Genomic DNA, 20437 nt, shown 5'->3' on the forward strand with positions numbered 1-20437 from the left:
ATTTAAAAAAAGAAAAAGTCCAAAACCAGGTCTCAACGGCGCCTGTCTGCTCTCCGTAGGAAGGCAGGCTCGGCCGGACATCGATATCACTAAAAAAAATTACAAAGGAATATTCCCGTGCTTCCTGTTTGGCCGCGGAACGTCCTTCGTTTCCAGCATTGCAAAAGCCTTCAGCAGTTTTCTGCGGGTTTCGCGGGGCTGGATTACCTCATCGATAAATCCGCGCTGTGCGGCCTTAAAAGGATTGGCAAATTTTTCGGCATATTCTGCTTCCTTTTCCGAAAGTTTTAGTTCGGGATTTGCAGCTTCGGCGATTTCTTTTCTAAAAATAATCTCGCTGGCGCCCTTTGCGCCCATCACGGCAATTTCAGCCGTTGGCCATGCGTAATTCATATCGGCGCCAATGTGTTTACTGTTCATTACATCGTACGCACCACCGTAAGCTTTTCGGGTAATTACTGTTACCCTTGGAACAGTTGCTTCACTTAAAGCGTAAAGCAATTTTGCTCCGTTCAGAATAATACCGTTCCATTCTTGATCAGTTCCCGGAAGAAAGCCCGGCACGTCCACCAAAACCAAAAGCGGAATGTTAAAACAATCGCAGAAACGCGTAAACCGCGCACCTTTTTTGGAACTGTCAACATCCAAAACGCCCGCGAGGCTCATCGGTTGGTTTGCAACGATGCCAATGCTTCTGCCACCCAATCGCGCAAAACCGACTATAATGTTGTCCGCGTAATCCTTATGCACTTCAAAAAAAGTATCTGCATCAATAATTCCCTTGATTACCTCGTGCATATCGTAGGGTTTGTTGGCGGAATCGGGCACGATCGTCTCCAGTTCCTCCCGATACTCATCGGCGGCTTCAAAAGGCAGTTTTTCAGTCACGGATTTGTTGTTCTGCGGAATATAGCTGAGCAGGGTTTTAATCTGTTCCAAACATACAATATCATTCGCCGCCGTGAAATGCGTTACCCCACTTTTGGTGGCGTGCGTGCGTGCGCCGCCCAGTTCTTCGGAAGTAACGTTTTCATTGGTAACGGTTTTCACCACGTTGGGTCCCGTAACGAACATATAACTGCTGTCCTGCACCATCAAAGTGAAATCGGTCATCGCTGGTGAATACACCGCCCCGCCGGCACAAGGCCCCATAATTGCCGAAATTTGCGGAATCACACCCGAAGCCTGCACGTTTCTGTAAAAAATATCGGCGTAGCCACCCAAAGACCGAACGCCCTCTTGAATCCGGGCGCCACCGGAATCGTTCAAGCCAATCACGGGTGCGCCAACGCTCACGGCGTGGTCCATTATTTTACAGATTTTCTCCGCGTGGGTTTCGGAAAGGGCGCCGCCAAAAACCGTAAAATCCTGTGCAAAAACATATACCAAACGGCCGTTGATGGTGCCATAGCCTGTAACTACCCCATCGCCGTAATACACTTCCTTTTGCATATCGAAGTCTGTGGTTCTATGGGTTACGAGAATGCCCATTTCCTCAAAGGAGCCTTCGTCGAGGAGATATTCCACACGTTCGCGGGCGGTGAGTTTTTTCTTTTCGTGCTGTTTTGCAATCCGTTTTTCGCCCCCGCCTTTTTTGGCTTCGGAAAGGATTGCTTGCAGTTTTTTATTGTTGTCGGTCATATTTGTGATAATTGAAGCCTCTGCGAACTCTGCGCCTTTGCGGTAATAAATTGCACCGCAGAGACGCAGAGGGCGCAAAGAATTTACTTCGGCATACGAAGCATTTGTGAATCTTTTAAATATTGTTTTAATGCGAAAAGCGCCGCCACTTTGGCTTCCTCTTCATTGATGGCTTTCAGCTTTTCTTCGGAATAGTATTTCTTTACAAAATTGGTGTCGAAACTTCCGCTTCGGAAGGCTTCGTGTTCAAAAACGAATTTTCCAAAGGAAAGCGTGGTGCTCACGCCTTCAATATCGTATTCCGAAATGGCTTCCAGCATCCGCTGCATCGCCTCATTTCGGGTTTTTCCGTAGGTGATCAGTTTTGAAAGCATGGGGTCGTATTGGATCGGTACCTGCATTCCTTCGGTAAAACCATCGTCCACGCGGATGTTTTTTCCGCTTGGCGGACGGTACACTTCCAACTTTCCAACGCTCGGCATAAAGTTGTTCAGCGGGTCTTCGGCATACACGCGAAGTTCAAAAGCGTGGCCCATGATTTTTAAATCTTCCTGCGAAAAAGCCAATTTTTCGTTGTTTGCAACATTTATCTGCTGTTCCACCAAATCGAGTCCCGTAATTAATTCAGTAACGGGATGCTCCACCTGCAGCCGAGTGTTCATTTCGAGGAAGTAGAAATTGTGTTTGTCGTCCAAAAGAAATTCCACCGTTCCCGCGCCCACATAATCGCAGGCTTTTGCGACTTTAACAGCAGCTTCGCCCATTTGTTTACGCAATTCCGAAGTCAAAACTGACGATGGCGCTTCTTCAACCACTTTTTGATGACGACGCTGAATACTGCATTCACGCTCAAAAAGATAAACCGTGTTTCCAAAATTATCTGCCAAAACCTGAATTTCGATATGTCGCGGTGAAGTGACAAATTTTTCAATAAAAACCGAGCCGTCCCCAAAAGCATTTTCTGCTTCGCTGATGGCGCGTTTCATTTGGTCTTCAAATTCATTGGCGTTTTCAACGATTCGCATTCCTTTTCCGCCGCCACCAGCGGACGCTTTTATGAGAATTGGGAAGCCAATTTCCTTTGCAATTTCCTTGGCAGCGGAAACATCGGTAATAGCTTCATCGGTGCCGGGAACCATCGGGATGTCGTATTTTTTTACGGCATCCTTTGCGGCGAGCTTGCTTCCCATGATGCGGATGGCGTGCGATTTTGGCCCTATAAATATCATTCCGCTTTTTTCGACACTTTCACCGAATTCCGCATTTTCACTTAAAAATCCGTAGCCGGGATGGATGGCATCCACGTTCAATTCCTTGGCAATCTTTATAATTTTATCGCCCAAAAGATAGGATTCGTTGGAAGGCGGCGGACCAATGCAAACGGCTTCATCCGCAAACTTTACGTGGGGCGCATTTCTATCGGCTTCGGAAAACACGGCAACCGTTTTAATGCCCATATTTCGGGCGGTCTTCATGATTCGCAAAGCAATTTCGCCTCTATTGGCAATTAATATTTTCTTAATCATTTTTTTCCAATTCAATTAGCAATTTTCCTTTATCGACTGTTTCGCCTTTTGCGATGTTTACCGATTTGATAACGCCGTCACGTGGAGCAGTCAAGGTATTTTCCATTTTCATCGCTTCCAAAACGCAAATGAAATCGCCTTTTTTTACTTCATCTCCTGCGGAAATGTTGACTTCCAAAATAACGCCCGGCATTGGGGCGTGGATTTCATCTTCAAAAGAATCATTTCCAAGCGAAAGCCCCATCTTGGTAATAAGGGCATCCAATTCGTTTTCTATCTTGACTTGATAGCGATTGCCATTTATTGATACCGTGTAAATTCTGTTTCTAAAATCTGCCCCGAGGGTTTCAACCTCAACCGATTTATTATTATAAATAACATTGGATTTTTTGTTATCGGATATAACATCAAGTGTTTCCAAATCTTTCGGATTTAATGAAAACTCAAAATTATCATTGACAATCGTTTTAAATTTTTCTTCCATAAACTGAAATTTTGATAAAGATAATATTTGTGGAAAGATTATGCCAATGCTTATTCTTTCTAAAATAAAAAACCTTGCCGATAATTAAATCAACAAGGTTTATAATTTAAAACATTTGATGTTTAAACTATTTTTTAGGTTTTGATTTTGGTTTTGGTTTCGGACTTTGCTTTGCTGCTTTTGGTTTCGCTTTTACAGTGCTTTCCGACTTCATTTTTTTTCTAACACCACTCAAGGCAGTCCTCAATTCACTTATCCGCGTTTCCAAATCTTTTTTCGGTTTATAAACGGTGCTATTTAAACCGACAACTTCATTGAGAGATTGGGTTAAAAATTCAAGGTGTTCCAGCTCTGCAGCTTTCTTTGCTTCGGAACCTGCTTTTTGCCATATCTTTTCAAAACCTTTAATTACCTCGTTCCATTTTGATTCAATTTTATCATCTTCAATAATCAAGACGAGGCATAAATCAATATTCAAAGAGGCAATCAAATCCCAATAGTCAAGGTCTTCAACTTCAGCCTTTTCTTCTATTTTCCTTTCTAGCTCATTAAGTATTTGTCGTGCTTCGGAAGTAAATCTCAATTTATATTTTTTCTTATCTACCGTAAATTCACTTCCCGGGCTCAATGCGCCACTAAATACTAATATACAGGCGAGTTCGATGGCATTTGCGAGGGAATAGGTTTTATTTGAATTTAAATCATTTTTAAAAGCCCTTTCGTAATGGGAGATTGCAGTTTTATAGGCATTGGTTCGTTTTTTTGCATCTGGAGCCAACATTGCCAAACGTTTGTAAGCACTTCCCAAAAGATTGTGGCGTTCGGCCGTTTCGCCTGCAAAAAGCAATACCGTAAGATCAGTAATTACACGTTCCGTTTTTTTATACGCTTCTTTTTTGGAAGCTGCGGTAGGGTTTTCATTTTCAAAAATTTCCCTGATATACTGTTTCGCTCGTGTATTGCAATATTTTTCCATACAGGAAAAGGAGAATTCCGCATTCTCCATTTTTAGGAGCTCTTCATAATTATCAGAAGCTTCAATGTACATTGCCAATTCCTGATATATTTTGGCTACCCTTTCTATAATTTGTGGCGTTCTAAAAACATCTCGATCCACCGCCTTCATAATGGTATTCAATTCCGCCAGATTATCTTTGTCTGCACCTGTAGCCATCTGCAATTGGTTGAGAAGGTTATCCAGATGAATCTCAGCTTCCTGCGGAACTATATAACTTGGCGACCAAGAACCTTTTCCAGCAGAGATACCTTTCAGTTTAAAGAAAGGGTCCCCATAACATTGATAGGCACCCCAAGTATTATTACCTGGATGCTTTTCATAAATATAATTTCGGGCATTTTTAACGGCATCCCCAAAATTATCCCCAGAGAACATACTGCTGTAAAACACCTGTGAAAAATCCAATGCCGCCGCATCATTAACGGCCCAACCAGCCGCAATTACGGCTTTCACGCCTATGCTTATCAATTCAGTACCAATATTTGCAGCCAGTTTATAGCGATCTTGATAAAACCTTTCATCTTCCGCATTGCTATAACCGAGGTGACAGCAGTTTACGAAAACGAGTTCTGGTACCACGGGCATTTGTTGTATTTCGAAAACTGTAAGGAATATATCCTTCCCGATAACCATTCCAGATTTTTTTGGGGATTTTGGATTGAAAACCCCGTGGCCTGCCAAATGTATTATTGTATAATCGTTACAGAAAAAATTCTTGACTATGCTTTCGGCATCTGTGCCTATAAGGCTTGTGGTGGGGTAACCCACATTTTCCAAGGTATCCTTAACCATCATTCCTTCTTCTTTTGCACCGGGCAATTGGGAAATAAAACCATTCAGAATAGGATCGGCAATAATTAAGGCGCCTTTTTCGGCAACACGTTTTATGTTAATTCGATAATCCTTTGTGGATAACTGCCGAATCATTCCGGCGTTTATACACAGAGGTTTGGCATTGGTTGTATTGTCCTGTAGCAATTCCCAAGGATAGGAAGCCGTTTTGGTATCCAAGATCCAGGAAATATTTCCTTTACGTTTAAGCTTTTCCTTTAAATTATTTGGAATCAATAATTCGAAAAGGGTTTTTGCGGTACAGGCTGACCATTGGTTGCTACTCGAAGCTTCTGAAATAAAGAGGTCTATCAACGGAGTGCTGCTGTATAGTTCATTTTCTTCTTCACGGGAATCGCCTGTTGAAGAACCAAAAACCATACTGGATGGCTCTCCGGTTTGTTCGTTGGCTTCTTTGTATTTGATTGTAATTCTGTTCCACCAATCCTCTGCAGTGTCCAATGGCGTTCTTTTTTGAATACCCAATAAGTTTTTGATTCGTTTATTACCAATAATAATATTGTAGGTTGAATTTTCCTTATTGGCTATTTTATTGAGCACGTACATACAATTTAACGCACGATCTGCATAAAGCTCGATAATTTCAATATTTTGAACTGTTCTGTAACCATCATCTCCCAAAGTTTTCACTTTTTCATTGGCGCGGTTTACCCCATCAATAATTGCTTTCAGAGAACCTTCAACCGAAAGTCCGCCATAGCCTGTTGCAACTATTAAAGAAGAAACCCCTATTCCTCTTTTGGGAATGTTTTTACCTCGAATGCTCAATAAATAATTCAAAACCCCTTGTTCCACAGATTTTGAAAGCTGAAAAGAAGTAAGTTGGTCCGGTTCTCCAAGTCCCACGATAATTGCACCTTCAAAGTCGCTGTTTTTTGTTTTACCGAATAAAGCATTGGTGCCAATTTCACCCGGATAAAGCCCCAATCGATGTTTTGAGGTGAGGCTTCCGTTTAGGTAATTATCAATGGCTCTTTCTGCATAGAGCACCCCGTCATTCAAGAAATGCCCGGCAATGATTGGATAGGAAGCATAGCGAAGATCGCCATTGCTAACGCTGATGGTAACCGGTATTTGGCTACCAACAGGTTCCATTTCATCCGCAAGTCCCAAGATGGTTTTTTCCAAACCATTTTCGGACAGATCAAAATCTATATCCGGTTCAGCCCTAAAGATTGTTTCCTCCCCGCGCAACAAAGGTTTGGTGTTGAGGAGCAATTTGGTTTGCCCGGTGGAAAGGATTTCTTCTATCGCATTAAAAAGATCGGGCTCATTGGCCAGGGCACCGTGGGTAACCCGTGAATAATAAACCGCATTGGTCTCAATAAGTTGTTTCGGAATACCGGATGCCCAAGTTACACTTTGGTCGCCTTCGCTGGTGTAGAGGAAATACAGTTGTTTTTTCGGCGGAATTTCGTCGAGATAATAACCACAGGGAGTCATTTTATCCTTTCCGGCAATATACACCATACTCGAATAATCTATATCATCCCTTTTCTTCAAGATATTATCGCGGTAATTTTTGAAGTAATCCAGATCAGATTGTAACGGCAATGGCCAATCCAATTTACCAAAATACTTCCGCATATTTTCCCAAGTTTCCATTTTAGCGAAATCGTTTTTGGGATCGGTTGTTAAAGGAAGTAAAGCCAAAATCCCAGGGAATTTGGAGAACATTTTAAGCAATCCTTCTTTGGTATGGAAAAGATCCAATTTGCTCAACTTTTGGATTATGGCATCCTCTCCAAACAGAACTGAAGGAATCCGGAATGAACCACCAAGCGGCGATCCAAGAAATAACATTCTAAAACCTTTTGAAGCTTTCAAATCTTGCCAAGTATCGTCGTGATTAAGGATAAAATCGCGTGCCAAAAGCCCGCCCATGGAATGCCCGATAATTTTTATTGGTTGCCCAACTTTAAGCAAACTTTTAATTTTTATATTGAATTCACTTGCACATTCAGGCAATGGTTTTCGCCAATCGAAAGGATATACCACCACATCATATTTTGCGGATAACCATTTGTAAAGTTTGTAATATGAAGTTTTTACCACGGAATCCGCAACAATTTTATTTACATTGGAATACCCAAGATTGACTAATCCTCCAGTAAGAATACGACCATAATGAAGCCAAATTTCCTTGTCTTTCTGTGAAAGATTGGAGCCCATTATTCCAGGAAGCATAACTACTATCGGTTTTGTTCCCGAAGGTGGCGATGTTGAAGGATACAGTTCGCCAGATTCCACAAGTGCTCTGTCACTTCCGGGAATTTCATCCTGTGCAATACATTTAAATCCAGGGATAAGTTCCCCTTCAGCGGTTTTAAGAACCAAGTCTATCGCTTCGCGGGTTTTATCATTTTCAAAGTACTTGACGTGGTTAACGTCGGCGCCTTGATCAAAGAAATATTGAATGTTGTCTTTACGTTTTGCACCCAAATACATGGAATCTGTATTTACAACCAAATCATTACGTTGCCAGTAGAACAATTTCCCGAGGATTACAAAAAGCCCTTGCCCCGAAAAACTTACTCTTCCATTTCCCGAAATAATAGCCAAGGGCTTTCCATTAATAGCGGTTTCAAGGGATGGATCATTTAATATTTTTATAAATGGCGATTCTGGTCTTTGTGCCTCCAAGCCAGGAAGTACATTAACATCATCCTTGCTTTCAACGGCTGCGGAAAGCAGTTCTTTTAAAACATCCCCAAACGGACCGCCAACCAAGGTTATCAAATTAAAAAATACATTCAGGATATGGTCCAATCTTTTTGAAGCCAGCTTGGTTCCCGCAGCGGGACAACCTACCCTAATAAATTTTGCAACTGTTATCTTTTTATCCTTAAAAATTTTATTGAGCGCCTCTATATTTTCAATATCCTCTTCCCTATCTCCTTCTTTTTCGAGTAATGCAATGTGCTGGTTGTTAAAACCTATGGAAGCTTCATCATTGTTATTGCTGTATTTATTCAAAATGTCGCCTACAATTCCACCTCTGGAATGCGTAAGCATGTGCACCACGGAATTATCGGGAAGCATTTGTGCCAATTTTACAACATTTAGCAACGGGCTTTCCGAAAGGGTTCTGTGTTGAAAAGCGAGCACATTTTTACCGTAAATCTGGTGCAGAGTATTCCAAACCGGAGTAGCCTTTAAATCCTGAAATGCACCAAATGTATCTGAGTTTGTTCCGTGGATAAAAAGAAAAAACGGACTGTTGGAAGCTTTTCCATCAAAAACCCCAAATTTAAAATCCCTATCAACCGTAAACAGCGCTGCGCCTGCAACCAAAAAGTTTTTGGGCAAAACGGCAGGGTCAATTTCGTTTTGCAGATGTTTGTCCTCCAGTTTTTTTGAAAGAGCCGCAACCCCACTCCCAACGGCCTTTTTCGCGAATACTTTTAAAAGTTTCAACGCAATTTTGCCAACAATTCCTCTTTCTGTTGAAGGAGCGTCCACCGAATCGGGAATTACAAAAACATCGGGATGCATATCACGGCTGCCGGGAGGTTTTAGGGCCGGATCCAGTTCCGGAAAAACCTCGTGCATGGTTGAGGCATCACACATCCACGACGTGCCATCATCAAGAACCAATTCCAACAGCTTATCATTTGCCTCGAGTTGTATTTCGTGTTGATTGGAAACGTCTCTATTGCTGGCCTGCAAATTATAAACAACTGCTCCCTCCTCATTGGTTTCCTTTTTGCCATAAACCACTAGTTTTTTAATCGGTTCCATAATGTTGATTATTAGTTTATTATTAAAAAATGAATGTCACTTCTATTTATAAAAAAGCGGATATTGGCGTATAATACTCAAATCCAGTAATTTAAATCAACATTAAAAGTAAGGTTAAATTATCAAACTTAACTTTAAATTATTGACTATTAGTTAATTAAATAAAAAAGGGAGTTGTTTTGAGGAGTTTAAAAAGTTACGATATTTTTTCAAATCTGAAAAAAGTTTTATTTATCGAATCTTTATTCAATATTTTAAGTATCTTTTTGAAAAATAAACGATTTTGAAATGCCAATTAACAAATTGCAAACCAAAAGAAGATGAACAATCTGGGCATTACTCACAATAAGAAAATTAAAACTTAGGAATTCGTGAACCTTCGGTTTCCATATTCCGTTTTATCAAATATTTTATACAGATGAAATTAAAATTTTCACTTCTTATTTTCTTGATGCTTTTCGTTTTCTGTGGTCAGAAAAACGAGAAAGACGTTGCTTTGCAAACCGAAACTCCATCATATAAAATTGAAAAAGTAGTCCAAAACCTCTCCAATCCTTGGGGAATGGCGTGGCTGCCCGATGGCAGTATGTTGATTACTGAAAAGGATGGGCGATTAATTCATTTCAAAAACGGTGAAAAGACCGAAATAGCAAACGTGCCGAAAGTTTACAATAGCGGACAGGGTGGTTTGCTGGATATTGAATTGCATCCAAACTATAAAGAAAATGGATGGATTTATATGACTTATGCTTCCGAAGAAGGTTCTGGGAATGGTGGGCACACTGCTTTGATGCGTTGCAAACTGGAAGGCAATTCGCTTACAAATATTGAAACCCTTTACAAGGCAGCGCCCAACACTACGGCCGGACAACATTTCGGGTCGCGGATTGAGTTTGATAATGATGGTTTTGTGTATTTCTCCATTGGCGAACGTGGCGAGCGCGATGTAAATCCGCAGGATATAACTCGTGATGGCGGAAAAATATACAGATTGAATGATGACGGAAGCATCCCCACGGACAATCCTTTTTACAATGAACCCAACACCAAAAAAGCGATTTACACCTACGGAAACCGCAATCCACAGGGAATGGCAAAGCATCCCGAAACCGGAAAAATCTGGATGCACGAGCACGGCCCAAAAGGTGGCGATGAAATAAATATTGTAAAAAAAGGTGCAAATTACGGCTGGTCCGCTGTAACCTACGGCGTCAATTACAGTGGAACAAAAATTACCGATGAAACCTCAAAACCCGGAATTGAACCGCCCATTTATTATTGGGTTCCCTCAATCGCTCCCTGCGGGATGGCTTTTGTTACGGGCGAGAAATATCCACAGTGGAAAGGGAAACTTTTGGTAGGCTCTTTAAAATTTGCCTATGTAGAATTGCTTACATTGGATGGTGAAAAAGTAATAAATCGTGAAAAAATAGCACAGGATATCGGGCGGGTTCGAAACGTGAAAATGGGCCCGGACGGATTGATTTATATTGCCGTTGAGGGACAGGGAATTTTTAGATTGCTTCCTGAATAGTTTTAGTCGCGAATTCACAAATATTTTTAAAGAATCATTCGTGAATTCGCGGCTAATTAAATTTTACTTTTTAGCGCCCTTTTTTCTTTTTCTCCAGAAATCAAAAGCAAACCAACCGATTACTGCAATTACGAAATACATTAAATAAGAAATTGGTTTTCCGCTTCCGCCAACAGTTGTGAAGAGGCGCTCCCAGCGAATTTTGTTTGCAATGCCTTTAGCATTACTGTCCCAGCTCATCCAAATGAATACAGGTTTTCCAACTACGTGATTAAATGGAACAAACCCCCAGGTGCGCGCATCTTGCGAATTATCACGGTTATCCCCCATCATCCAATAATAATCCATTTTGAAAGTATATTCTGTGATAGGCTGGCCGTTTAGCATAACCTGTGTACCAGATTGGGTAATTTTATTTGTAATTCCAAGCTCACTTCCTTCGTAAACTTCAATAATCCGTTTGTACAGTGAAATGGTTTCAGGGGTTATTGCAACCTTTGCGCCAGCCTCTGGAATATAAATCGGTCCAAAATTACTGTTGTTCCAATTTACAAGCCCATTGTTTGGAAACATAACCTTGTTGTTTTCTACAATTCGGTTATTTTCATCCAAGTATCTTTGAATTTCCATCTCTCCTTTTGGAGAAATATCCCTTCGTATGGATTCAATATTAGGGTTGTTTTTCAATCTTGCGGCGGCCTCTTCAGTAACAGCGGCGATTTTAAATTCGCCAGTTTCTTGGTCATATTCTGAAGTGGCATCAGTTATACCATATTGTAAGTATAATTGCTCATCGCTAAGCCTCATATTTGGGTTTTTGTACTTTACCCAATACGAATGTTGAACTCTAGCTCGATCCGGCAAATCATTTTGCAAACCATCAATAAAAACATATCCATCACGAACTTCCAAGGAATCTCCCGGTAAGCCAACACAACGTTTTACGTAATTGGATTCCTTATCAATTGGCTTTTGCAAACTACCGCGCATATGGCCGGGACGGATGTCAATTAAAGTATCTACAGGCCAGTTGAAAACAACAATGTCATTTCGTTTAATTTCCTGAAAACCGGGAAATCTAAAATATGGTATTTGTGGTTTTGAAAGGTATGATTTTGTTCCAACCACGGGAATGGTATCGTGAACCATCGGAAAAGCGATGGGCGTCATCGGTGTTCTTGCGCCGTAATGGAATTTACTTACAAAAAGAAAATCGCCCACCAAAAGTGTTTTTTCCAAAGAAGAACTCGGAATCGTAAATGGCTGCATAATATATGTATGCACTATAGTAGCTGCAACTACTGCGAAAAGAATGGAACTCACCCACTCGCCCGTTGAAGTTCGAGGTTTTAGGCTTCTGTCTTGTATATACGAAACTTTTTGGGTGTAGTTTATGTAATAAATATAAAGCCCCAAAGTCACGATTCCTAAAATGGTATCTGTTGTGGAGTTGCGACCAAAACTGCGCAAGGTTTCCACCCAAACAACTGGGAACATTATTAAATTCACAATTGGCACGAACAGCAAAATTGTCCACCACCATGGGCGGTTTATTATTTTCATCAAAACAACGGAATTATAAACCGGAACCGCTGCTTCCCATGCTTTTCTACCCGCTATTTGGTACAACTTCCAAGTTCCGGCAAAATGGATTACCTGAACCACTAAAAAAAATATAAACCAACCTGTCCAACTCATAATTTGTGAATTTGTGAATTTGTGAATTCGGCCCTTCGACTGCGCTCAGGGTGACATTCCTGTGAATTCGGGATTTGTTAATCTTCAATTCCCAAAACATCTTTCATTGTAAAAATACCTTTTTTATCCTTTAAATATTCCGCTGCCAAAATGGCGCCCAAAGCAAAGCCTTCGCGACTGTGCGCTTCGTGTTTTAGGGAAATAGTATCTATTGAAGAGTCGAAAGAAACTATATGCGTCCCCTTTACATCTTCTTCTCTTTTTGCTGTGATATTCAAACTGTTTTCTTCGGAAGTGTTTAGTTTCCAATCCTTTTTATCGCTGTGTTTCAAAATTCCTTCGGCAATGGTAATCGCTGTTCCGCTGGGTGCATCTTTCTTTTGAAGGTGATGGATTTCCTCTACCGAAACATTGTAATCCTTCCACGGCGCCATCAACTTTGCGGCATATTCGTTTATGCTGAAAAAGAGGTTTACGCCAACACTGAAGTTGGACGCTGTAATAAAACTTCCGTTACGTTTTTCACATAACTTTACCATTTCACCATATTTTTCCAACCAACCGGTAGTCCCGGAAACAACGGGAATTCCAGCATCCAATGCTTTTGAAATATTTGAAACGGCTGCTTCCGGCGAAGAAAATTCTATAGCAACCTCAGCGTCGTTAAAATTTCCTTCGGAAGATTCACTCGTACTTTTAAAAACAATAGCATGTCCTTTTTCCAAAGCCAATTTTTCAATTGTCTTGCCCATTTTTCCATATCCCAACAAAGCTATTTTCATAGGAAAATTATTTAAAACGATACGTCAAAGACATTCCGTATTGTGTTTGTGCGTTGATTGGATTTACATTAAAATTTGGCTGAAGCGAAAGGTCGTCACTTACTTCATATTGCCGTAAATGCGCATCAACATTCGCATCCACAACATTCAATAAATAAAATGCAATGGTAACAATCAAACTAATATCCTTATTTGTCTGTGCAGATTTTTGGGCATTTATTAACCGATCATTACTAATTAAAGGTTCTGTGCCATTTCCGTAAAATTCATCATCAGTATAGCCGGCGAGCCTTCTTTTATAAGCATTTCGGAAACGGTCATACTCGTCATCCTGCTGTTTGTAAAAGTAAATTCCGGCAGCCATTCCCGCATAAATGATTGGAATCTTCCAATATTTTTTATTGTAAACTTGGCCAAGCCCGGGAATTACAGCGGAGTAAAATGCAGCTTTTGCAGGGGCCAGCGGATTGTATTCTTCTTTTTGAATTATTGAATCTTTTACAACAATAATCTTTTCGTCCCTTTTTACAACCAATGTGTCAGAAGTCTGCGCTAACAAAGGTGCGGCAAAGAGTAGTAGAAAAATATATAGGAAATTACTTTTCACTTTTGATTAGCTTCAAAATACGTTCGAAGTCTTCTTTATTTTTAAAAGGAACAACCAACTGTCCTTTTCCCGATTTTGACACTTTTACCTCAACAGATGTTTCAAAAAGGTCTGTCAATTCCTTTTTCGCTTTTTTTGCGAAAGGTGGCGCACTGGCCTTTTGTGCTGAAGCTTTTTCGTTTGGGTTTTTAAAATTTCGAACCAACGCTTCCGTATCGCGAACGGAAAGATTTTGGCTTAAAATCTTTTCATAAATATCAAGTTGGTCGCTTAAATCGTCAACGTTTATCAACGCACGGCCGTGGCCCATACTGATGAAACCGTCGCGCATCCCGGTTTGGATAATTGGATCCAGTTTCAACAAACGCAAATAATTTGCGATGGTGGAACGATTTTTTCCAACTCTATCACTTAGTTCTTCTTGGGTTACGTTAATTTCTTCAATCAAACGTTGGTATGAAAGTGCGATTTCAATCGGGTCTAAATCTTGGCGTTGGATGTTTTCCACCAAAGCCATTTCCAACGATTCCTGATCATTGGCAATACGAATGTAAGCGGGAATGGTTTCCAAACCAACCAATTTTGAAGCGCGAAAACGGCGTTCGCCACTTACCAATTGGTATTTATTGAAATCCATTTTACGAACAGTAATTGGCTGAATTACGCCTAATTCCTTTATTGACGAAGCCAATTCACGAAGCGATTCTTCGTTAAAACTGGTTCGCGGCTGAAAAGGGTTTACTTCAATACTGCCCAAATCCAGCTCTACAATGCTGCCCACAACCTTGTCGGCATTCTTGTCTGCAACAGATTTTATATCGTTGGACGGGTCTTTCAACAATGCTGAAAGTCCGCGGCCGAGGGCTTGTTTTTTGGTCGCTTTCGCCATTTATTCTTTTTCGTTTTTCTTGATTAGTTCGTGCGCAAGGCTTAAATAATTATCGGCTCCTTTACTTGCGGCATCGTAACTGATGATACTTTCGCCATAACTGGGCGCTTCACTTAAACGCACATTTCGCTGAATGATTGTTTCAAAAACCATTTCGTCAAAATGCTTTTTCACCTCATCTACTACTTGGTTTGAAAGACGCAAACGCTGGTCGTACATAGTCAACAACAGGCCTTCAATATCAAGGTTTTCGTTATGTATTTTTTGAACGCTTTTTATGGTATTCAAAAGTTTCCCAAGCCCTTCCAAGGCGAAATATTCACACTGAATAGGGATGATAACCGAATCAGCCGCCGTTAGGGCATTCAAAGTAAGCAATCCCAAAGATGGCGCGCAATCTATGAGAATATAGTCATAATCCGCCTTTAAGCCTTCTATGGCCTTTCTTAGCATATACTCGCGGTTTTCCACATCTACCAATTCAATCTCGATAGCCACCAAATCTATGTGGGAGGGTATCAAATCTAAATTAGGTGAATTTGTGGAAACAATGGCTTGCTTTGCCGTGGCACTGTGCTCAAGTAATTGGTATGTTCCAACTTCAACACTTTCCACATCAATACCTAATCCTGAAGTGGCGTTGGCCTGCGGATCTGCATCTATGAGTAAAACCTTTTTCTCCAAAACGCCCAACGAGGCCGCTAAATTTACCGAGGTCGTGGTCTTGCCCACACCTCCTTTTTGGTTTGCAATTGCAATAATTTTACCCATTAATTTGCTTGAAATTTTAGCAGTTAAAAGTACGATTAATTATGTGGATAGAAAATCATTTTTGTTAACAGGAAGTAAACAATGACCCTGCGGGGAAATTCCAATTTTTAAAATTCCAAATTCCAAATAAAATGTTCAAAAAAACAAAATTCAAAGTAATCCATACAGTTCTTCATTGAAAATTTTCAAAACCTGTTTTTCGATTTTGATTTTTGGAATTTACTTGGAATTTGGTGCTTGGGTTTTGTTATTTAGATTTTTTCTCTCGTATCATCGCTTCTAGCATGTCCCACATTTGCTGTGGAACTTCTTCTAGCAAGTTCATTTGTCCAGCGCCTTTTAGCCATTCTCCACCGTCAATAACCACTACTTCGCCGTTAATGTATGCTGAAAAATCTGAAACTAGATATGCGGCAAGGTTTGCCAATTCTTGGTGTTCGCCAACTCGTTTTACGGGAACTTTTTTTGCGGGATCGAATTTTTCCTTTAAATCGCCCGGAAGCAATCTATCCCAAGCTCCTTTTGTTGGGAACGGTCCAGGAGCAATCGCGTTAAAACGGATGCCGTATTTTGCCCATTCAACCGCCAAAGAGCGCGTCATTGCCAAAACACCTGCTTTTGCTGTGGCACTGGGCACAACATAAGCCGAGCCAGTGAAGGCATAGGTTGTAACAATATTCAAAACGGTTTTATTGGTTTCTTTTTTCTCAATCCAATGCTTTCCAAATGCAAGCGTACAGTTTTTTGTTCCTTTTAAAACAATGTCAATTATTGTGTCAAAAGCGTTTGCGGAAAGTCTTTCCGTTGGTGAAATGAAGTTTCCTGCGGCATTGTTCAAAAGAACATCAACTTTCCCAAATTCTTTTACGGAAGCTTCTACCATTGCTTCAACTTCTTCGTAATTTCGAACATCGCATTGTACCGGTAAAACTTTTCCGCCGGTTGCAGCTTCAAGTTCCTCTTTTACAGTTTGCAGTTTTTCTATGTTGCGGGAAGTGATTACGACATTGGCTCCCAATTCCAAAAAGTAGGTTGTCATTGCTTTTCCAAGGCCGCTTCCGCCGCCGGTTACTACTATTGTTTTTCCCTTTAACGCGTCGTCGCGAAGCATTTTTGCTGTGTAATCCATGAATTTTTTTGTTTGCTTGTAAAGATAAGCAGTAATATTAGGAATGAATAATTAGTTGGAAAGATTTAATGGTCAAGAACCATTTCGGTTTAATTGCGAAAAATAAACCCGAAAGTTAATAAAGCCATAAAATATGACTATTGATGGGTTAAAGGTTGTGAAACTACACGGTTTTCCCAATTACAACCAATATATTTAGAATATGGAAAAAATATTAGTAGCAGGTGCTAATGGCACCACGGGAAAAAAGATAATTTCAATTTTAAAAGACTCCAATAAATACGAACCCATTGCAATGGTTCGGAAGGAAGAGCAGATTTCACAATTTAAGAATGACGGAGTGGAAACCATTTTGGCAGATTTGGAAAATGATGTAAGTAAAACCACCAACGGTATAGACAAGGTGATTTTTGCAGCCGGTTCTGGCGGAAAGAAGGTAAAGGAAGTAGATCAGGAAGGTGCCAAAAAATTGATGGATGCCGCTAAGTCAAAAGGTGTTAAAAAGTTTGTCATGCTAAGTTCCATGGGCGCTGATAATCCTGAGGAAGCTGATGAAATTCAAGAATATTTGAAAGCAAAACACAATGCCGATGAGTACTTAAAGCAATTAGGAATTGAATATAGTATTGTTCGTCCGGGGTCACTCAATAACGAAAATGGAAAAGGAAAAATTGAACTGGACAACAAACTGAACAAGCGCGGAGAAATACCACGTAGAGACGTAGCAGAAACACTCGTTGGCGCGTTAGATGATGCTGTTGCAAGAAACAAAACTTTTGAAATTTTGGAAGGCGATGTTTATATAAAAGCTGCGCTGGAAAAAATTTAATAATTCTATTATGAATAGTAAAAAAGCATCTGTTGAAAGGTGCTTTTTTTTATGGTCTATTGCGATTTCCAAAGCAATTTTTGGGCTGTACCGTGATCGCCCAACTGATAAACGCTTAGTGATGCAGCTTTAAACTGAATTGGTTTAAAAACATTTTCCGACAAACTATCCAATAGTTTTGTTTGTGCTACACCAAGACTAATGTGAGGATCAAAATTTCCAAAACTGTGCTTATCTATAAACTCTGGAACATAAGTTACAGTAGATTCACTGATAGGGCTTCCATCCGGGTTTTGTATAAAGGAAATTTGCGAACCATTTTTCACGGTATAAGGCTGAATAAGTTCGATGATTTTTTCGTGAAGTTTCATTAAAAAATTGCTCTTTTCAACAGCAATCATTGCGAAGCTTTCTTCTTTGTCTTCATAATAAAAAAGGCTTTCCGCGTTTAAGGAATCGTTTTTAATTGTTTCAAAAAGCCCTTCAAATATATTATCTACTTCTAATGCGTTAGTAACACTCGTTAAATCTTCCTCTTTTATAAAACACTGTAGAAGCGTGATATGCGGCACATGGTTTTCATCGAGCTTTATGGTTTCGGGATTGTTTTGATTTATAAATGAATTTAGCTGAAGGGATTGCGCATACATTTCTTCCGAAGGAATTAAAAGCACATCTATCGCAATTATATTTTGCTTTTTTGGAGTACACGAAAAAATGCACAAACAAACAGCGATAGCAATTACATATTTTTTCATTTTAAAAACTTTACTCAACAATCATTTTAATGGTTTGGGTTGAAAAACCGTTGTCCAATTTCAACAAATAAATTCCATTGGAAAGATTGTGGTTCCAAGTTAATTCCTGACTTGGGTTTGTCCATGTTTTTTGCATCAGTCTTTGACCGGTTATGCTGAAAACCGTGGCCGTTAAATTTTGTGTTGAAGTATTGCTTGGAATTACAATGTTGATGCTTTTTTGAACTGGGTTTTGAGCTAAAATAAATTGATTTGAAAACTGATTTTCACCCACAGAAAGTACTCCATCCCTAATTTCATCCAAAGCGAATTGGGCGCTTGCAGCAGTTACGGTAACGTGTGGTTCATTTTCGTTGGGGATGTAGAAATTCACGAAAGGGGAATCATTCAAATCTGGCGTTGCAAACCAATCTGGATTGTCTATCGCCAAAGAACTCATTGTGGGAATGAAGGAGTATAAGTCTTGTTGCAAAGCATTGATAAAGTCAATCAAAACCTGGTTGCCACCGCCATCGCCAAGCGCATCGCTTATACTTCCCGTTCCGCCCGGAGCGCTGTCCACTCCTGCTGTATTGTTTGGCGATTGTGCGGTTGTTTGATATGTATTTATAGGAAAACCAAAAAAGTTTACGGTAACATCAGTAACCGTATTAGTCTGACTTGCAGCTGGGGTGAATTTTAACGCTACATCTACATCAGTCACTGCGTCAATTTCTAGGTTGGTATCGACAATAGTTATTCCGGGGCTGCCTGTTGTGGTTCCAATTCCGGAGCCGTTTATCATGGTTACGTTTCTAACATTTGTAGGGAAACCCAAAACATCCAACTCTGCCTGAAATTCATTTCTAAAACCTGGGGCGCCCAAAGGCAATACTTTTGTTGGGTCTTGCTCATACGTTGAACCTGCCAAAAGATGCCCCAGTAAATGATCCACAAGCATTTCCTTAGCGGCTGGGGAATTTAATAATTGGTCAACAACTTGCTGTGCAGTGGCATCACCAACTTGATCTGCAAAGTAGTTAATTAAATACTGAAGGCTTATGGGAATGTTTGCCCCACGATGTGGCGCATCAAATGAAATGTAAAGACGCGTTTCGGAATCCAAACTGTTGTCTTCCATATATGAAAGGGCGTAGCGAGCAATTAGTCCGCCCATACTTGGGCCTAATACTACAAGTTCGTTATCGCCAACTTTATCCGCGTTTAATTGCTGAATCATTGCTATCAAAACCATTGCGTTCCGCTGAATATAATCGCCGCCGCCGTCTATATCTTTTCCTCCCGTATTATAAAGGGGAGCGTTGAGAATTACGATATCAAAACCTTCGTCGCGAAGAATGTCTGCCATATTTTGCCCATCAAAACTTAAGCTTGCATAAAGACCTGGAATATCTCTGGAATCGCCAGGATCAAAACCATCTAGGACTATGATTGGTTTGTCCAGCACGCCATCAACATTGTCTAAATAGATTTCATATTCGCCTTGGCCGAAATAGGCTTGGGTTTCGTCATACCCTTGATACGCTATGTTTGCAGTGATAGTTTCAACCGCTATGCTTTCGGGATAAATTGCGTTTTCAGGGATATTTTGGAAGCGGATTTGGGCGAAGGTTAGTTGGGTGGTGAGGATTAGAAGTAGGATGTAAAGCTTTTTCATTGAAAAGGGGTTTGGGTTTCGTTTTGGAAAGGTAATGAAAATTTTGGTTGTCGGTTGACGGTATTAGTTGCTAGATTTTCTGAAACGAGTGAAATTATCTACAATACAAAAAGTATTTGCTGTATCTTAAAAAAATGGAAGGAGTTTAATAAATTTTCGAAATAACTTATAAAAACAGTTTATTCAAAATAAAAAATGAGACAATAAGAATAGTATAATTATAGGCTTTTTTGTTTGCGTATTTGTCTCGAAAATATTTTAAATTGAGAAGTATAATTGCGGAAAAAGCTATTAGAATAATTGAAGTAGCTTGCCAAAAAAATGATTTTGTTTCGTTGAGAAAAGTTACGGTTACATCATTATATGTATATAAATCTATTGCTAATAATATCAATACAGCCCAGGAAGCGAGGCTGAAAATCCAACCAAATCGTTTGGATAGCAGTAAAAGAATTCCTGAAATTATAAATAGTAAACCTAGTAAAATATTAAACTGAATGCTTATAATAATTTTGATGATT

15 protein-coding genes are annotated in these 20437 nt (G+C 40.1%); 3 read left to right on the forward strand and 12 right to left on the reverse strand.

The annotated features are described in order from the left end of the window. Positions 1-99: 99 nt before the first annotated feature. The 4 genes from A7A78_RS13490 to A7A78_RS13505 form a co-directional block, all read right to left on the reverse strand. Positions 100-1641: an acyl-CoA carboxylase subunit beta gene (locus tag A7A78_RS13490; protein WP_068763029.1), complete on the reverse strand. Its 1542-nt coding sequence runs from the start codon at positions 1639-1641 to the stop codon at positions 100-102. 83 nt (positions 1642-1724) lie between these two features. Beyond that, the gene (gene accC / locus A7A78_RS13495) at positions 1725-3164 is read right to left on the reverse strand and encodes an acetyl-CoA carboxylase biotin carboxylase subunit (protein ID WP_068763030.1); all 1440 of its coding nucleotides are present in this window, start codon (positions 3162-3164) and stop codon (positions 1725-1727) included. Then, entirely contained in the window at positions 3160-3651 is a 492-nt protein-coding gene (locus tag A7A78_RS13500) for an acyl-CoA carboxylase biotin carboxyl carrier protein subunit (protein ID WP_068762996.1), read from the reverse strand. Before A7A78_RS13500 ends, accC begins: the two co-directional genes overlap by 5 nt. A gap of 127 nt (positions 3652-3778) precedes the next feature. Next, the gene (locus tag A7A78_RS13505; RefSeq protein ID WP_068762997.1) at positions 3779-9262 is read right to left on the reverse strand and encodes a CHAT domain-containing protein; all 5484 of its coding nucleotides are present in this window, start codon (positions 9260-9262) and stop codon (positions 3779-3781) included. A 418-nt stretch (positions 9263-9680) separates the two neighbouring features. On the opposite strand from A7A78_RS13505, the gene A7A78_RS13510 reads away from it, so the two are divergent. Then, a complete protein-coding gene (locus A7A78_RS13510) occupies positions 9681-10796 on the forward strand; it encodes a PQQ-dependent sugar dehydrogenase (RefSeq protein WP_068762998.1) in 1116 nt (371 codons plus the stop codon). A 63-nt stretch (positions 10797-10859) separates the two neighbouring features. Here the strand turns inward: A7A78_RS13510 and lepB are convergent, their stop codons facing one another. The 6 genes from lepB to A7A78_RS13540 all read right to left on the reverse strand — a co-directional run bounded on the left by lepB (position 10860) and on the right by A7A78_RS13540 (position 16672). Then, positions 10860-12494 (reverse strand): signal peptidase I, encoded by a 1635-nt coding sequence (gene lepB / locus A7A78_RS13515; RefSeq protein WP_068762999.1) that lies wholly within the window; start codon positions 12492-12494, stop codon positions 10860-10862. Between the two features lie 77 nt (positions 12495-12571). Beyond that, the gene (gene dapB / locus A7A78_RS13520) at positions 12572-13276 is read right to left on the reverse strand and encodes a 4-hydroxy-tetrahydrodipicolinate reductase (protein WP_068763000.1); all 705 of its coding nucleotides are present in this window, start codon (positions 13274-13276) and stop codon (positions 12572-12574) included. Between the two features lie 7 nt (positions 13277-13283). Further along, positions 13284-13883 carry a DUF5683 domain-containing protein gene (locus tag A7A78_RS13525; protein WP_068763001.1) on the reverse strand — a complete coding sequence of 200 codons (600 nt, stop codon included), beginning with the start codon at positions 13881-13883 and terminating at the stop codon, positions 13284-13286. Beyond that, positions 13873-14772, reverse strand: a complete 900-nt coding sequence (locus A7A78_RS13530; RefSeq protein WP_068763002.1) for a ParB/RepB/Spo0J family partition protein — start codon at positions 14770-14772, stop codon at positions 13873-13875. Before A7A78_RS13530 ends, A7A78_RS13525 begins: the two co-directional genes overlap by 11 nt. Further along, positions 14773-15543, reverse strand: a complete 771-nt coding sequence (locus A7A78_RS13535; RefSeq protein WP_068763003.1) for a ParA family protein — start codon at positions 15541-15543, stop codon at positions 14773-14775. A 247-nt stretch (positions 15544-15790) separates the two neighbouring features. Further along, positions 15791-16672 (reverse strand): SDR family oxidoreductase, encoded by an 882-nt coding sequence (locus A7A78_RS13540; RefSeq protein WP_068763004.1) that lies wholly within the window; start codon positions 16670-16672, stop codon positions 15791-15793. A 202-nt stretch (positions 16673-16874) separates the two neighbouring features. Between A7A78_RS13540 and A7A78_RS13545 the strand changes: the two genes are divergently transcribed. After that, complete coding sequence (locus tag A7A78_RS13545) at positions 16875-17501, forward strand: SDR family oxidoreductase (RefSeq protein ID WP_068763005.1); 627 nt, start codon at positions 16875-16877, stop codon at positions 17499-17501. A 56-nt stretch (positions 17502-17557) separates the two neighbouring features. Here the strand turns inward: A7A78_RS13545 and A7A78_RS13550 are convergent, their stop codons facing one another. Together A7A78_RS13550 and A7A78_RS13555 are read right to left on the reverse strand one after the other, a co-directional pair. Then, positions 17558-18259, reverse strand: coding sequence for a 2'-5' RNA ligase family protein (locus A7A78_RS13550; protein ID WP_131811154.1), 702 nt, complete (start codon positions 18257-18259; stop codon positions 17558-17560). A 10-nt stretch (positions 18260-18269) separates the two neighbouring features. Beyond that, complete coding sequence (locus tag A7A78_RS13555; RefSeq protein ID WP_068763007.1) at positions 18270-19916, reverse strand: T9SS type A sorting domain-containing protein; 1647 nt, start codon at positions 19914-19916, stop codon at positions 18270-18272. 263 nt (positions 19917-20179) lie between these two features. Here A7A78_RS13555 and A7A78_RS15015 point away from each other — a divergent pair, with 263 nt between their 5' ends. Continuing rightward, positions 20180-20413: a hypothetical protein gene (locus A7A78_RS15015; protein ID WP_131811155.1), complete on the forward strand. Its 234-nt coding sequence runs from the start codon at positions 20180-20182 to the stop codon at positions 20411-20413. Positions 20414-20437: the final 24 nt, after the last annotated feature.

The organism is Aequorivita soesokkakensis (assembly GCF_001641085.1).
GTDB lineage: Bacteria > Bacteroidota > Bacteroidia > Flavobacteriales > Flavobacteriaceae > Aequorivita > Aequorivita soesokkakensis.

Excerpts from the sequence above, each read along its gene's own strand:
- A7A78_RS13490 (WP_068763029.1), bottom strand. The coding sequence starts at position 1,641 with ATGACCGACAACAATAAAAAACTGCAAGCAATCCTTTCCGAAGCCAAA.
- A7A78_RS13500 (WP_068762996.1), bottom strand. The coding sequence starts at position 3,651 with ATGGAAGAAAAATTTAAAACGATTGTCAATGATAATTTTGAGTTTTCA.
- A7A78_RS13505 (WP_068762997.1), bottom strand. The coding sequence starts at position 9,262 with ATGGAACCGATTAAAAAACTAGTGGTTTATGGCAAAAAGGAAACCAAT.
- A7A78_RS13510 (WP_068762998.1), top strand. The coding sequence starts at position 9,681 with ATGAAATTAAAATTTTCACTTCTTATTTTCTTGATGCTTTTCGTTTTC.
- lepB (WP_068762999.1), bottom strand. The coding sequence starts at position 12,494 with ATGAGTTGGACAGGTTGGTTTATATTTTTTTTAGTGGTTCAGGTAATC.
- dapB (WP_068763000.1), bottom strand. The coding sequence starts at position 13,276 with ATGAAAATAGCTTTGTTGGGATATGGAAAAATGGGCAAGACAATTGAA.
- A7A78_RS13530 (WP_068763002.1), bottom strand. The coding sequence starts at position 14,772 with ATGGCGAAAGCGACCAAAAAACAAGCCCTCGGCCGCGGACTTTCAGCA.
- A7A78_RS13535 (WP_068763003.1), bottom strand. The coding sequence starts at position 15,543 with ATGGGTAAAATTATTGCAATTGCAAACCAAAAAGGAGGTGTGGGCAAG.
- A7A78_RS13540 (WP_068763004.1), bottom strand. The coding sequence starts at position 16,672 with ATGGATTACACAGCAAAAATGCTTCGCGACGACGCGTTAAAGGGAAAA.
- A7A78_RS13545 (WP_068763005.1), top strand. The coding sequence starts at position 16,875 with ATGGAAAAAATATTAGTAGCAGGTGCTAATGGCACCACGGGAAAAAAG.
- A7A78_RS13550 (WP_131811154.1), bottom strand. The coding sequence starts at position 18,259 with ATGAAAAAATATGTAATTGCTATCGCTGTTTGTTTGTGCATTTTTTCG.
- A7A78_RS13555 (WP_068763007.1), bottom strand. The coding sequence starts at position 19,916 with ATGAAAAAGCTTTACATCCTACTTCTAATCCTCACCACCCAACTAACC.